Origin of the sequence: Caulobacter sp. SSI4214, assembly GCF_012184455.1 — a bacterium.
In the GTDB taxonomy this organism is placed as follows: Bacteria; Pseudomonadota; Alphaproteobacteria; order Caulobacterales; family Caulobacteraceae; genus Caulobacter; species Caulobacter vibrioides_E.
The window spans coordinates 40,092-54,924 of sequence record NZ_SZWJ01000010.1; the positions used below are offsets into that span (position 1 = coordinate 40,092).

Below are 14,833 nucleotides of genomic sequence, written 5' to 3' on the forward strand. Positions count from 1 at the left end.
CTTAGGCGGGCAGGCGCATTTCGAGCGGATAGGCCACGAAGGTCTCGTAGATCGCTTCGTGGATACGCGCGCATTCGTTGACGACGGTGGTCAGCAGCGGACCGGCGCCGACGGCTTCCAGCTCGTCGACATCCGCATATTCCAGGCGGGCCTTCAGGCGGCCGGCCAGGCGTTCGGGCCCGGCGCGCTCGCCGGCGGAGACCCGGCGGGCCAGCGCCGCCAGGTGCTGTTCGATCTGCGCGGTGGCGAAGCGGATCGAGCGAGGGAAGTCCTCGTCGAAGACCAGGAATTCCAGGATATGCCGGGGCTCGATCTCGGCGGTGTAGACCCGCAGATACGGTTCCAGGGCGCAGGCCATCCGCAGCACGCTGACCAGGGCCACGTGGTCGTCGACCTGGCGGTCGGCGGGGGTCTTGGCGAAGCAGACCTCCAGTAGGCGCGAGACCAGCTGGGCGCGTTCCATATGGATGCCCAGCATCATGAACCGCCAGCTTTCGCCATGGCTCATGGTGGTGTCGGCCGCGCCCTTGAACAGATGAAGGTCGGCGATCACGTCGTGCAGGAAGGTGCTGGACGCGTCCTTGAACTCCTTGCCCACCTGGGGATCGGTGACCTTGAGGTAGAGCAGGTTCAGCCGCTCCCAGGCCTCCGTCGTGATCTGGTCGCGGACCTGTCGGGCGTTCTCGCGCGCGCGGGCCAGGGACGAGACCACCGAATTCGGGTCCTGGCGGTTCAGCACCAGAGCCCGAGCGGCCTCGTAGGAGGCCACGCCCGCGCCATCGCCCGGCTCGCCCACCGCGGCTAAGGCGATCAGCACGGCCTGCGCGCCGGACTCGGTCTGGTCCAGGGTGGCGTTCAACATCACCGAGGACAGGCGCGAGAGGTGCTCGGCGCGTTCGATGTACCGGCCCAGCCAGTAAAGGCTGTCGGCGACTCGAGCCAACATCATGAGCGCGCGCTCCCCTGACCGACGCCATTTCCGTGGGCGTGACCATTTTCCTCGGCCAGCACCCAGGTGTCCTTGCTGCCGCCGCCCTGGCTGGAATTGACGACCAGCGAGCCGCGCTTCAGCGCCACGCGGGTGAGGGCGCCGGGGGTGACGATGGTCTTCTCGCCGGACAGGATGAAGGGGCGCAGGTCGACGTGGCGTGGTTCGATCCGGCCGTCGATCAGGCATGGGGCCGTCGACAGCTGGATGGTCGGCTGGGCGATGTAGTTCTCCGGATCGGCCTTGATCGCCTTGGCGAAGTCGTCGCGCTCCGTCTGGCTGGCGTGTGGTCCCACCAGCATCCCATAGCCGCCCGAGGCGCCGACGGCCTTGACCACGTACTTGTCCAGGTTGCCGAGCACGTGCTGCAACTGCCTCGGCTCGCGGCAGAGGAAGGTCTCGATGTTGGGCAGGATCGGATCCTGGTCGAGATAGTAGCGGATGATGTCCGGGACATAGGCGTAGACGGCCTTGTCGTCGGCGACGCCCGTGCCCGGCGCGTTGCAGATGACCACGTTGCCGGCCCGATAGGCGTTGAACAGGCCCGCCGCGCCCAGGGAGCTGTCACGCCGGAAGGTGAGGGGATCGATGAAATCGTCGTCGACCCGGCGATAGATCACGTCCACCCGGCGCAAGCCCGTGGTCGTGCGCATGTGGACCATGTTCTCGTGCACCACCAGATCGCGGCCCTCGACCAGCGGTACGCCCATCAAGCGGGCGAGATAGGCGTGCTCGTAATAGGCGCTGTTATAGACGCCAGGGGTTAACACCACGACCTGAGGCTCGGCGCGCCAGCCGGCGGCCATGCTCTTCAGCGTCGACAGCAGAAGGTCCGGATAGCGTTCGACCGGCCGCACCCCGGCGGCGCGATAGGTGCCCGGGAAGGTTCGCTTGGCCGCGTCGCGATTGGCCAGCATGTAGGACACGCCGGACGGGACCCGCAGATTGTCCTCCAGCACCGCGAACTCGCCGTTCTGCTGGCGGATAAGATCGCTGCCGCAGACATTGGCGTAGGCCTTGTGCGGCACATAGAGGTGCTGCATTTCGCGCCGGTACGATGGCGCGCCCAGGACAAGCTCGCGCGGCACGACGCCGTCCATCAGGATCTGCTGGTCGCCATAGATGTCGGCCAGGAACAGGTTCAGCGCCTGCAGTCGCTGGGTCAGGCCCGCCTCGATCTTCGACCATTCCGCGGCCGGAATGATGCGGGGAAAGAGATCCGTCGGAATGATCCGCTCGGTGGTGTTTTCCGCCCCATAGACCGTGAAGGTGATGCCCTGCAGCAGGAACGAGCGCTCCAGCGTGCGCTGGCGGCCCGCCAGTTCCTCGGCGCCCAGCGTCGACATGCGCGCGTGCAGCGGATCATAGTGTCGCCGGACGTCCCCTTGGGGCGTGAACATCTCGTCATAGGCCACCCCCGGCAGGTAGGCCGCTTCGGTCATCGGCAGGGTCGGTGCGCCCTCTAGGGTCTGGGTCTTCGCCGCCACGTTTCTTTCCGTGTTGTCTTCGCCTTGGGCTCGTTCCGGGAGGATCGAGCCGATTCGACACTAAACGTCGCATGTTTCGGGCGCGGCGGGATTCGACCTCCGCCGCGCGGATGCGCACGACTGCCTATCATTTGGGCGCCAATCGCCCCGTTTGAGAAGCGTCGGCGTCCGTGCGCTCGTTACATTTCCGGTCGTGACACAGCGCCGACCCCGGACTACAGCAGGAACGGGGGCGCTTAGCGCGGGGAACGTGATTTGGTGCTTGGGCGGTACTCCCTGGCTTTGACGGCTGTGACTTGGCTTCTGGCGACCAGCGCCTTCGCCGACGAGCCGATGGCCCAGATCCAGGGCGTCGAGGACAAGAGCCTGCGCGAGGCGATCCAGCGCGCCCTGACGCAATCCAAGCATCCCGCTCAAAGCCGCGCCGAGGCTCGGCGTCGCGCTCGCCAGGCCGGCGAGGACGCCATCGCGGTGCTCCGCGCGGAGGGCTATTACGGCTATACCGTCGAGCCCGACGTGCTGGACGGCGATCCGCCGCGCGGCGTGGTCCGCATCACGCCCGGACCACTGTTCGTCATCGCCGACCCCCGCATCGATTGGGCGGGCAAGGCGCCCGACGAGGGCAGCGCCCAGCGCGCCGTTCTGGCCATGCACCTGGGCGATGGCGAGCCGGGACGGTCCGCCGACGTGGTCGGCGCCGAGGGACGGGTGGTCGCCCAGATCCAGAAGCTGGGCTATGCGGACGCGGTCGCCCAACCGCGCGAAGTCATCGTCGACCACGCGGATCACACGGTTCGTCCCGCCTTCAAGATCGACGCCGGTCCGCTGGTCCATCTGGACGGTATCGACGTCGTGACCAAGGGGCGCACAAATCCGGCTTGGGTCAGCCATCTGGCCACCTGGCGCGCGGGCGATATCTATGACCCCGAGGACGTGGCCGAGCTGGAGCGACGCCTTCGCGACACCGGCGTCTACGACTCGATCGCGGTCTCCGTCGCCGGCGAGGACAAGGCCACGGCGGACGGCTTCCGCCCTGTGGTCGTGACCCTGGCCGATCGCAAGTCGCGGACCGTCGAACTGGGCGCCGGCTATTCGACCAGCGAGGGCTCGGGCGTCGACGCTCGCTGGATCCGCTACAACCGCCTTCGCCGCGCCGACACCACGACCTATATCGCCCGATTGGCCAAGTTGGAGCAGCGGCTGGAGGCCGATCTGTCGCTGCCGCACTGGCGGCGGCCGCAACAGACGCTGAAGCTGACCAGCGCCGTGTTCCGCACCGACACCTCCGCCTATAACGAAACCGGCGCCACGATCGGGGTCGACGTGACCAAGCGTCAGCAGATCACCTCCTATCGAACCTTTGGCGTTTCGCTGGATCTCTCGCAGACCAAGGAGAAGGTTAACGCCGCCGGGACCGTGGCTGGACGCAGCCTGAACCTGGCCACCTTCGCGGGTCTGGCGGCTTATGCCCTGGATTTCTCCGACAGCATCCTCGACCCCAAGCGCGGCTGGCGTCTCGAAGCCCGGGCCGAACCCATCTATGTGGTCGGCGACACGAACCTGCCGTTCCTGAAGCTGACCACCCAGGGGACGGCCTATATCCCGTTCGGATCCCAGGCCAGCACGGTGCTGGCCTCGCGGGTGAAGCTGGGCGCCATTCTGGGCGGCGGCATTCCCGACGTGCCGGCCGCGCGGCGCTTCTACGCCGGCGGCGGCGGATCGGTGCGCGGCTATGCCTATCAGGCCATTGGTCCGCGTCTGGCCGACAATACCCCGCAAGGCGGCATCTCGCTGGTCGAGACCTCGGTCGAGTTGCGCCAGAAGGTCACGCAGCGCTGGAGCGGCGTGGTGTTCGTCGACGCCGGGGCCATCGGCACCCACACGACGCCTCAAAGAGAGGATTTCAAGGCCGGCGCCGGCTTCGGCGTGCGCTATGACCTGGGCTTCGGCCCGATCCGCGCCGACATCGCCGCCCCGCTGGGCCGCCGCAAGGGCGACCCGACCTTCCAGATCTATCTCAGCATCGGGCAAAGCTTTTGAGCCGGGAACACGACAAGCCCGATCTGACGGACACGGTCGTTCACGCCGCCGAGGCGGCGGGCGAGGCCGCGGCCGAGGTCGCTCAAGCCGCGGTGAAGAAACTGGGCTGGGGCGGGATCGCCCTCATTGTTTCCGCCATCTTCGCGGGCGTTCTGATCATCATGGCCGGCGGTCTTCGCTACGCCCCGATCACGCCGCAGGGCCGGATGTTCCTGGAGGCCCGCGTCTCGGGCTTGAAACTGGGGCGTATCGGCGTCCTGCGCATCGAAGGCCTGTCGGGGGATATCTGGAAGGACTTCGGCGTCCGGCGCCTGACCATCTCCGACCCCAGAGGCGTCTGGTTGGAGGCGCACGATCTGCGCGTGGCCTGGCGACCGACCGAGCTATTCGGCCGTCGGTTCCACGCCGAACAAATCGCCGCGCGCGACGTCTCGATCCTGCGGCGCCCCGTCATGGGCCCGGCGGGCAAGTCCAGCGCCGCGCCGCTCTCGATCGACCTCGACGCCTTCGCCTTCCGCCTGCTCACGCGACCGGAGTTCAGCGGCCAAGCGGGCGATTTCGATGTCTCCGGCGCCTATGACATGGCGAGGCTGGGTGGGCAGAAGGGGCAGTTGGCGGTGTCGTCGCGTCTCCACGCCGGCGATCATCTGAATCTCGACTTCGATTTGGGCCGCGGCGAGACGCTGCATCTGAAGGCGGACGCTCAGGAGGCTAATGGCGGAGCGATCGCCGGCGCCCTGGGCTTGCCCGCCAATCGTCCATTCGATCTGAAGGCCAAGGCGGATGGAAAGACCAATCGCGCGACCTTCGATGTCGTCGCGCGGTCCGGCGGCGCGACGCCGCTCGAGGCTCAAGGCGCCTGGACGCCGCAAGGCGGGTCCGCGCGCGGTCGCGTGGACCTGAGCGCTTCCAGCCTGACCCAGCGTCTGCAGCGCATGTTCGGCGCCGAGGCGAACTTCACGATCGACGGCCAGAAGGCGACCGCGGACGGCCTCTCGGCCCTGGTCTTACGGATTCGGGCCGAGAACCTGACGCTGGACGCCCATGGCCTGGCCGATCTGGCCAAGCGTCGCACGGGACCGCAGGGGCTGGCCTTCAATGCCCGCATCGGCGCGCTGAAGCGCATCGTCTCCATTCCGCAAATGGGCCAGGGCCTGGCCGACGGCGTCTTCCGGTTGGAGGACGGCGGCTTCTCGGTGGAGGGGACCGCCGATGTCGCCGACCTGGAACTGTTGGGCTATCACCTCAAGCGCGCCAAGGGGCCGGCCAAGGTCCGCTGGGCCAAGGGCGAGCTGGAGATCAAGGCCGAGGCCGCGACCTCGGGCGGCGGCGGCACGGGCCTTTTGGCCCTGCTGGGGCCCAGTCCAAAGGCCACGTTCGAGGGCGCGCGGATCAAGGGCGGCCGTTTCCTGATCAAGGCCGCGCGGATCGATGCGCCGAACCTGATCGTCACCGGCAAGGGCGAGCGCGCCATCCTGGGCGGCCTGACCTTCGACGGCGAGATGCGCGTGGCTAGCATGGGGCCCGTCCGGCCCGGCGCGAAGGGCTCTCTGCTCGCCAAGTGGACCGCGTCCAGCTTCGCCGGGCGGCCGTGGGGCTTCACGGTGGACAGCCAGGCCGCGGGCTTCGCCACCGGCTATGCCGAGATCGATCGGTTGCTGGGCGCCGCGCCGCGCTTCAACGGCAAGGCGAGCTGGAACGACGGCGTGCTGACGGTCTCGGACGCGAGACTGGACGGGACCAACGCCTCGGTGAAGTCGTCCGGCAAGCTGACGGCCCAGGGCTTGGGTCTGGACTTCAAGCTGGACTGGACCGCGGCGGGGCCGTTTGTCGCTGGTCCGGTCGAGATCGCCGGTAAGGCGGCGGGCGACGGCAGGGTCGGCGGCGCCCTGTCGACGCCCAAGGTCGATCTGAACGCCGATTTCGACTCCATCGACCTGCCGCGCCTGCCGCTGAAGAAGGCGCATCTGACCCTGACCTTCGCGCACGGCCCCAACGCCACGGACGGCGCGGCCGCGCTGCAGGCGACCAGCGACTATGGTCCGGCCCGAGGACGCGCGTCCTTCCGCTTTTCGCCAGGCGGCATCGAGCTCAGCGATGTGGATGTCGACGCCGGCGGGGCCAAGGCCAAGGGCGCGGTCTCGCTTCGCAACGCCATGCCGGCGACGGCCGATCTGACGGTAGCCATCGGGCCGGGGGCCTTTATCCCGCAAGGTCAGGTCAAGGGCTCGGCCAAGCTGGTCGACGCGCCGGGAGGCGGCGGTCCGGTCGCGACCCTGGATCTCACCGCTCAGGATGTCGCGGCGGGCGAATGGAAGCTGCGTCAGGCGCGCATCCGCGCCGATGGGCCGCTGGCGCGTCTGCCGCTGTCGATCGACGCGCGGGGCGAGGCGCCCGGCGGCTTCTGGAAGCTGGGCGGCGCGGGCGAGCTGGCGCAGAACCCGGGCGGCAAGATCTATGACCTGACCTTAAACGCCTCCGGCAAGATGGGGCGAACCGAGGTCAAGACCCGCGAGGCCGCCAAGATCCGGTTCGGCGACGGCCCGACCCAGGCCCGTCTGCGCCTGGCCATCGACAAGGGCCGCGCGGATATCGACGCCGACCTGGGCGGCGCGGTGGCCATGCTGAAGGCCGAACTGAGCGGCGTGACCCTGACGGCCTTCGATCCCGACCTGGATGGCGATATCGACGGTTCGTTCAACCTGCATGGTCAGGGAGACGTGCTCGGCGGCGACTTCACCATGCGTCTGTCCAACGCTCGCGAGCGGGGCGCCAGGATCGACCAGTCCCTGAACGCCAAGGTCCACGGCGAACTGGCCGACCGCCGGCTGACCATCGGCTTCGACGGCGACAACCGCCAGGGTTTGAAGGCCGAGGCCAATCTGGTGCTGCCGGTCGAGGCTTCGGCTAAGCCGCTGACCCTGATGATCGACAAGAAGCGCGGGGTGCAGGGGCGTTTCATGGCCCAGGGCGAGATCAAGCCGCTCTGGGACCTCTTGATGGGACCCGAACGGTCGCTGTCGGGGCGGATCAATCTGCAGGCCAGCCTGGGCGGCACCCTGGCCGACCCGCGCCTGATCGGTTCGGCGACGCTGGATAGCGGCGGCTTCGAGGATGGCCAGTCGGGTCTGCGCCTGCGCAATGTCACCTTGCGCGCGGCCCTCGCCGACAACGCCATCGATGTCAGTCAGGCCATCGGCGAGGACGGGCAGGGCGGCACGGTCTCGGGCGCGGGACGGATCAGCCTGGCCCGCGACGGCGTCGGCAGCTTCAAGCTGGACATGAAGAGCTTCCGTTTGATCGACAACGACCTGGCCTCGGCGGTCGCCACGGGCCAGGCCAGCGTCAATCGCTCCGCCGACGGCAAGATCAAGCTGACCGGGGCGGTGACGCTGGACCGCGCCGACGTCTCGGCCCAGACCAGGACGCCGGCCGGCGTCGTGGCCATGGATGTCGTCGAACGCAACCGCCCGCTGGACCTGGACCAGGGCCTGCAGCGTCGCCCGACGACGGGCGGCATGATCCTCGACCTCGACTTGAAGGCGCCGCGCCGGGTGTTCGTGCGCGGGCGCGGTCTCGACGTGGAGTTGTCGCTCGACGCCCATGTCGGCGGCACCTCTCTCGCGCCCGCCCTGACCGGCGTGTCGCGGATGGTGCGCGGCGAATACGACTTCGCCGGCAAGCGGTTCGAGTTCGACGACGACGGGGTGGTCTATCTGTCCACCCAGCTGGATCATATTCGCCTGAACCTGTCGGCCACGCGTCAGGACACGGCGCTGACGGCGGTGGTCAAGATCCAGGGCACCGCGGCCAAGCCCGAGATCACCCTGACCTCCAAGCCCGAACTGCCCAGCGACGAGGTGCTGAGCCAGGTGCTCTTTGGCGCCTCGGCCGCTCAGCTGACGCCAATCGAGGCCGCTCAACTGGCTTCGGCTTTGGCCGCGCTGGCCGGCGGCGGCGGCTTCGACGTGATCGGCAATCTGCGCAGCTTCGCCCGGCTGGATCGCCTGGCGTTCGCGGAGAGCGCCACGGGCATGACGGTGGCCGGCGGAAAGTACGTGACCGACGACGTCTATGTCGAAATCATCGGCGGGGGGCGCGAGGGACCGGCGGCGCAGGTCGAGTGGCGGGTTCGCCGCACGCTGTCGCTCGTCTCGCGGATCGGCAGCCAGAACGACGCCAAGCTTTCCGTTCGCTGGCGAAAGGACTACTAATCCAGCAAGGCTGTTGCGCGGGCGATCGGTTTCCTCTTGGGAGGCGACAACGATTTGCCCGCGGCCCTTGGTTATCGTGACTGAGGGAGGATCGGCGTTTCATGCGACTCAATTCGGAAGATCGCGCGGTGCTGGACCGCATCGCGCGCGACGGCGGGCGGATTATCGACCGCGCCGTGGCGTGGTGCGCCGTCAACTCGGGCAGTCGGCACTTCGAAGGGTTGGAGCGCCAGAGGCGGATCTTGCTGGACGCCGCCGCGGTTCTGCCCGCCGCGCCGATCGATATCCCGCTATCGGCGTCTCGCGAAATCACCGCCGAGGGACGCGAGAGCGAATTCCACCATCCGCCGTCGCTCGCCGTGATCGTCCGACCCGAGGCGCCGGTGCAGGTTGTGCTGACCGGCCACTACGACACCGTCTATCCGCAGACGAGCCCCTTCCAGGTCGTCCGCACGCGCCCCGACGGCGCGCTGCATGGCCCGGGAATCGCCGACATGAAGGGCGGCATCTCGGTCATGCTGGCGGCGCTGGAAGCCTTCGAAGGCTGCCCGGACGCGGCGAATGTCGGCTATCGCCTGTTGCTGTCGCCCGACGAGGAGATCGGCTCGATCGCCTCGGGCCCCGTTCTGGCCCGGTTCGCGCGGGAAGGGCATGTGGGCCTGACCTACGAGCCGGCCTTGGCGGACGGGGCCCTGGCCTCGGCGCGGAAGGGATCGGGCAACTTCCACATCGTGGTCCGGGGCCGCGCCGCCCACGCCGGCCGCGATTTCGCCGCCGGCCGCAACGCCGTGATCGGCGCGGCGCGGATGGCCGAGAAGCTGCACGCCCTCAATGGCCAGCGCGACGGCGTCACCGTCAATGTCGCGCGGATCGACGGCGGGGCGCCGCTGAACATGGTGCCGGACGTCGCCGTGGTTCGTTTCAATGTCCGCTTCCCGGAGGCGGAGGCCGCCACGTGGTTCGAGGCCGAGGTCGCCCGCATCGTCGCAGAGGCCGGCGAGGACCTGCACGCGCATCTGCACGGCATGATCACCCGAGGCGCCAAGCCGTTCAACGCGGCTCAGCAGCGCCTGTTCGGGGCGGTGAAGGACGTCGGCGCCCTGCTGGGTCAGGACATTGCCTGGAAGCCGTCCGGCGGCGTATGCGAGGGCAACAACCTGTTCGCCTCGGGCCTGCCGAACGTCGACACCCTGGGGGTGCGCGGCGGCGACATCCACAGCGAGGCCGAGCACGCCTGGCCGGAGAGCTTCGTCGAGCGCGCGCAGCTTTCGGCCCTGATCCTGATGAAGCTGGCCAGCGGCGAGATCGACGCCCGGGCCATCCATAGCGCGATGGAGACCCACTGAATGCTCGTCGTCCGTCCCGCCGGTCCCGGCGACTTCGACGCTCTGATGGAGCTAGCCGTGCTGTCGGGGCGCGGCTTCACCAGCCTGCCCGAGGACGAGCCGACGCTGCGCGCGCGCCTTGATCTCTCGGAAGCCAGCTTCCAGGCCGGCGTGGCGCCGCCCGAGGCCTGGTACACCTTGATGCTGGAAGACCTGGAGACGGGCTCGATCGAGGGCGTGGCCGGGGTGAAGGCGGGCGTTGGCCTGAAGCGCCCCCACTTCTCGTTCCGGGTCGTGACCTTGGCCCAGTCGTCGCCGGTGCTGGACATGCGGTTCGACCACAAGGCCCTGGTGCTGGTGAACGAATGCGCCGGTTGGTCGGAGGTCGGCTCGCTGTTCCTGCGCCCGGAGAAGCGCAAGGGCGGCGCGGGGCGTCTGCTGGCCCAGTCGCGCTACATGCTGATCGGCATCGAGCCGCAGCGCTTCGCGGAGATGGTGCTGGCCGAACTGCGCGGCTGGTTCGACGAAGACGGTCGCTGTCCGTTCTGGGAGCACGTCTCGCACAAGTTCTTCCGTCTCGACTTCGATCAGGCCGACCGAATGAGCGCCTCGACCGATGGGCAGTTCATTCTCGACCTGGCGCCGCGACACCCGATCTATACCGAGCTGATGCCTGTCGAGGCGCGGGACGTGATCGGCCGCGTCCACCGCGATGGCGAGGCCGCCCGCGCCATGCTGGAGCGCGAGGGCTTCCGCTACCAGGGCCTAGTGGACCTGTTCGACGCCGGTCCGACCGTGGCCTGTCCGCGCGACGACATCCGGACGGTTCGCGATTCCCGGCGGTTGCGGGTCAGGCTGGGCGAAGACGCGTTCGGCGAGGAGGCGCTGGTCTCGACCGGCGAGGTCGCGCGGTTTCGCGCCGTGCGGACCCCGGTGCTGATCGACGGCGAGGCGGCGATCCTGGGCCGCGAGGCGCTGGACGCGCTGGGAATTTCCGAAGGCGAAATGGTGCGGGTGAAGGCATGAGCGGCGGACTGTTCATCGACGGCAAGTGGCGTTCGGGCCAGGGCGCGGAGCTGGTCTCCATCGATCCGGCGACCGAGGAGGCCGTCTGGCGCGGCGCGACCGCCAGCCAGGGCGACGTGGCCGAGGCCGTGGCCGCCGCGCGCCGGTCCTTCCCCGGCTGGGCGGACCGTTCCCGCGACGAGCGGATCGCGGTCCTGCGCCGCTACAAAGAGGTCCTGACCGAGCGGGCGCCCGCCTTCGCCGAGGCCTTGAGCCGCGAGACCGGCAAGGCGCTGTGGGAGACCAAGGCCGAGTTGGGCTCGATGACCGGCAAGGTCGAACTCTCGATCCGCGCGTATGATGAGCGCACGGGGGTAACCGAAAACGCCATGCCGTTCGGCCGCGCCGTGCTGCGCCACCGCGCCCATGGGGTGATGGCCGTGCTGGGACCGTACAATTTCCCCGGTCACCTGCCTAATGGCCACATCGTGCCGGCCCTGCTGGCGGGCGACACCGTTGTCTTCAAGCCGTCCGAGGAAACGCCCCTGGCCGGCCAACTGATGGTCGAGGCGCTGGAGGCCGCCGGCGTTCCGGCGGGCGTCGTCAATCTGGTTCAGGGCGGCCGCGAGACGGGCCAGGCGTTGATCAATCAGGAGATCGACGGCCTGCTGTTCACCGGCTCGGCCGCGGCCGGGGCCTTCTTCCGCCGCCACTTCGCCGACCGGCCCGACGTGATCCTGGCCCTGGAGCTGGGGGGCAACAATCCGCTCGTGGTCTGGGACGCCGAAGACGCGGATGCCGTGGCGGCCCTGGTCGCGCAGTCGGCCTTCATCACCACCGGCCAGCGCTGCTCGTGCGCGCGGCGGCTGATCGTTCCCGACGACGCCTTCGGCCAGGCCGTAATCGAGGCGACGGCCGCTCTGGCCGACCGCCTGTCGATCGGTGCGTGGAACGGCCAGGACGAAGTCTTTATGGGCCCGCTGATCTCGGCCCGCGCCGCCAACGCCGCCCGCGCGACGGCCAGCGCGATGGGCGGCAAGCCCATTCGATCGCTGGGCGCGGTCGAGGGGCTGAGCGAGGCCTTCGTGACGCCCGGTCTGATCGACGTCACCGGCGTCGACATCCCGGATGAGGAGCTGTTCGCCCCTTGGCTGCAGGTGCGCCGCGTGAAGGACTTCGACGCGGCGCTGAAGACCGCCAACGCCACGCGCTACGGGTTGTCGGCCGGATTGATCTCCAACGAAGCCGGGCGGTGGGACCAGTTCCTCAAGCACATCCGGGCGGGCGTGGTGAACTGGAACAGGCCGACCACCGGCGCGGCGGGCTCGATGCCGTTCGGCGGGCTGAGCGCTTCGGGCAACCATCGACCCAGCGCCTACTACGCCGCGGATTACTGCGCCTATCCGGTGGCCAGTTTCGAGGCCGAGGCGGTGGTCGATACGTTCAAGGATATCAAGGGGCTGCGAGGATGACCTTCGCCGTCGAGGCCAATTGCGACGGCTTGGTCGGGCCCACCCACTCCTTCGTCGGCCTGTCGCCCGGGAACCTCGCCAGCCAGAAGAACGCCGGCGAGGTGTCCAACCCGCGCGCGGCCGCGCTGGAGGGGCTCTGGAAGATGCGCCGCCTTCACGACCTGGGCGTACCCCAGTTCGTGCTGCCGCCGCATGAGCGTCCCGCCGTAAGCCTTTTGAGAGCGCTGGGTTTTTCCGGGAACGACGGCGCCGTTCTCGAGAGCGCCTGGAAGGTCGCGCCGGCCCTGGCGGCGGCGTCCTGCTCGGCCTCGCCGATGTGGGCCGCCAACGCCGCGACCGTGACCCCCAGCGCCGACGCCGCCGACGGTCGCGTCCACTTCACGCCGGCCAACCTGCTGACCAACCTGCACCGCAGCCTCGAGGGGCCGCAAACCCGTCGATCCCTTCGTCGCCTGTTCGCGGACGAGACGCGTTTCGCCGTCCACGAGCCTCTGCCGGCTCAGCCGCATTTCGCCGACGAGGGCGCGGCCAACCACGTTCGTCTTTGCGCCGAGCACGGCGCGCCGGGCGTGAACCTGTTCGTCTGGGGGCGCGAGGCCTGGGAGCGATGGGACGGCGCGTTTCCGGCGCGTCAGACCCGCGAGGCGTTCGAGGCGGTTCAGCGGCGCCACGGCGCGGCGCGGGCGGTCTTTCCTCGGCAGGGCAGGGCGGCGATCGCGGGAGGGGCCTTCCATAACGACGTGGTCTGCGTCGGCACGCGCGAGTGCCTGTTCTTCCACGAGCGCGCCTTCGAGGATCGCGCCGGGATGGAGCGTCAGGTTCGCGCGGCCGCCGAGGGACTGTTCGAACCGGTCTTCGTCGAGGTGTCCGAGGCCGACCTGCCGATGGCCGATCTGGTGGCCAGCTATCTGTTCAATTCGCAGCTGCTGGTGGTTCCTGGCGAGGACCGTCTGGTGCTGTTGGCGCCGGCCGAGACGCGGGACAATCCGCGCGCCCACGCGGTGGCCGAGAGCCTGGCGTCGTCCAATGGACCGATCGGAAGGGTCGACTACATCGACGTGCGTCAGAGCATGCGTAACGGCGGCGGTCCGGCCTGCCTTCGACTGCGGGTGGTGTTGACCGACCAAGAGCTCGCGGCGGCCAACCCGGCCCAGCGGTTCACTCCGGGCTTGCACGCGACCCTGGCCGACTGGGTCGAGCGGCGCTATCGCGACCGCCTGGCTCCCGCCGACCTGGCCGATCCGAACCTGCTGATCGAGAGCCGCGAGGCGCTGGACGAGCTTGTCGGCATCCTGGGCCTGGGCGCGGATTTCTATCCCTTCCAGCGGAACGGGACTTAGATCGCCCCCGCGGTGGAGCTTTTGGCCGACGCGCCATCCTTGCGCAGCGCGGCCAGGGCCTCGGGAAAGCGGCGCGACAGCGGCGCCGTCACCGCGCCGAGTTCGACGGCATAGTCGCCCGAGCCTTCCGATCTAAGCGCGGTCATCCTGGTCGTATTGACCCCCCACGACTTGTGGCAGCGGACGAAGCCGTGAGGGGCGAGGTCCCCCAGCACCGCCGCCAGGGACGCGCGCATCAGCGGACGGCGGCCGTCCGCTAGCACGAACTCGACATAGTTCCCGGCCGAGCGAACCGCGAGAATCTCGGCGACCGGAACGCGGAGCCGCCGCGCGCCATCCTGAATGTCGAACGTGGGCGGCGCGGCCGGGAGAGGGAGCTCCCGCGGCTTATGGGCGCTGCGCTGCAGCGCCAGCCAGAAGATGATCATGGCCAGCGCGTAGGACATCATGTCCTTGCGGAATTCGTAGGGGAATTCCGTCGACAGGGGGCCGAACACGTAGCGTTCGTGGAGCAGCGCTGAATGGCATAGCTTGCGAATGGCGACGAAGCTGGCGACGTGAAGCGCCGAATAAAGCAGGACGGCGATGAGGTGGGCCGGCGCGGCCCGCCACCATCGTGGGCGGCGTTTCACCATCCAAAGCGCCATGGCGCCGGGGATCAGGAAAACGAAGATCGTGACGAGCGTGCTGCTCGTCTCCCAGATCGCTGGGCGGACAAGACCAAGACGCGGCGCGTCATGCTGGATCGTCAGCACGTTCACCAGCGCGATCGCCCAGACGAGAGCGACGCCTAGAAGCCAAGCGCGGCCCATCCACAGACGGTCCTCGCCGGTTATCCCGAAAAGCGCGCCGGTCGCCCCCATTGGCTTTCCGGTCGTCCCAGCCAGGGTCCGTTGATCCCGAGGCGCTTGGCGGTCGGCGACGCCGCGACGCAGGTCCTTGGCGTCGTTTTTCAAGCCGGA

At 68.9% G+C, this 14,833-nt stretch carries 9 protein-coding genes; 6 read left to right on the plus strand and 3 right to left on the minus strand.

The annotated features are described in order from the left end of the window. Position 1: 1 nt before the first annotated feature. Both FCU40_RS04945 and FCU40_RS04950 read right to left on the minus strand, forming a co-directional pair. On the minus strand, positions 2-949 hold the full coding sequence (locus tag FCU40_RS04945) for an alpha-E domain-containing protein (RefSeq protein WP_168073280.1): 948 nt from the start codon (positions 947-949) through the stop codon (positions 2-4). Next, complete coding sequence (locus FCU40_RS04950; protein ID WP_168073282.1) at positions 946-2,475, minus strand: circularly permuted type 2 ATP-grasp protein; 1,530 nt, start codon at positions 2,473-2,475, stop codon at positions 946-948. Before FCU40_RS04950 ends, FCU40_RS04945 begins: the two co-directional genes overlap by 4 nt. A 255-nt stretch (positions 2,476-2,730) precedes the next feature. On the opposite strand from FCU40_RS04950, the gene FCU40_RS04955 reads away from it, so the two are divergent. From FCU40_RS04955 to astB, 6 genes are all read left to right on the plus strand, one after another. Next, on the plus strand, positions 2,731-4,515 hold the full coding sequence (locus FCU40_RS04955; RefSeq protein WP_168073284.1) for an autotransporter assembly complex family protein: 1,785 nt from the start codon (positions 2,731-2,733) through the stop codon (positions 4,513-4,515). A gap of 92 nt (positions 4,516-4,607) precedes the next feature. After that, positions 4,608-8,729 (plus strand): translocation/assembly module TamB domain-containing protein, encoded by a 4,122-nt coding sequence (locus tag FCU40_RS04960; protein ID WP_168073332.1) that lies wholly within the window; start codon positions 4,608-4,610, stop codon positions 8,727-8,729. Positions 8,730-8,830: 101 nt separating this feature from the next. Next, positions 8,831-10,075, plus strand: coding sequence for a hydrolase (locus FCU40_RS04965; protein ID WP_004620659.1), 1,245 nt, complete (start codon positions 8,831-8,833; stop codon positions 10,073-10,075). Beyond that, on the plus strand, positions 10,076-11,080 hold the full coding sequence (locus FCU40_RS04970) for an arginine N-succinyltransferase (RefSeq protein ID WP_168073286.1): 1,005 nt from the start codon (positions 10,076-10,078) through the stop codon (positions 11,078-11,080). It begins immediately after the preceding gene. Beyond that, positions 11,077-12,531: a succinylglutamate-semialdehyde dehydrogenase gene (astD, locus tag FCU40_RS04975; RefSeq protein ID WP_168073288.1), complete on the plus strand. Its 1,455-nt coding sequence runs from the start codon at positions 11,077-11,079 to the stop codon at positions 12,529-12,531. The genes FCU40_RS04970 and astD overlap by 4 nt, the downstream gene beginning before the upstream one ends. After that, the gene (astB, locus tag FCU40_RS04980; protein ID WP_168073290.1) at positions 12,528-13,871 is read left to right on the plus strand and encodes an N-succinylarginine dihydrolase; all 1,344 of its coding nucleotides are present in this window, start codon (positions 12,528-12,530) and stop codon (positions 13,869-13,871) included. The genes astD and astB overlap by 4 nt, the downstream gene beginning before the upstream one ends. Here astB and FCU40_RS04985 read toward each other — a convergent pair. Further along, positions 13,868-14,827 carry a LytTR family DNA-binding domain-containing protein gene (locus tag FCU40_RS04985; RefSeq protein ID WP_168073292.1) on the minus strand — a complete coding sequence of 320 codons (960 nt, stop codon included), beginning with the start codon at positions 14,825-14,827 and terminating at the stop codon, positions 13,868-13,870. The genes astB and FCU40_RS04985 overlap by 4 nt on opposite strands. Between the last annotated feature and the right edge of the window lie 6 nt (positions 14,828-14,833).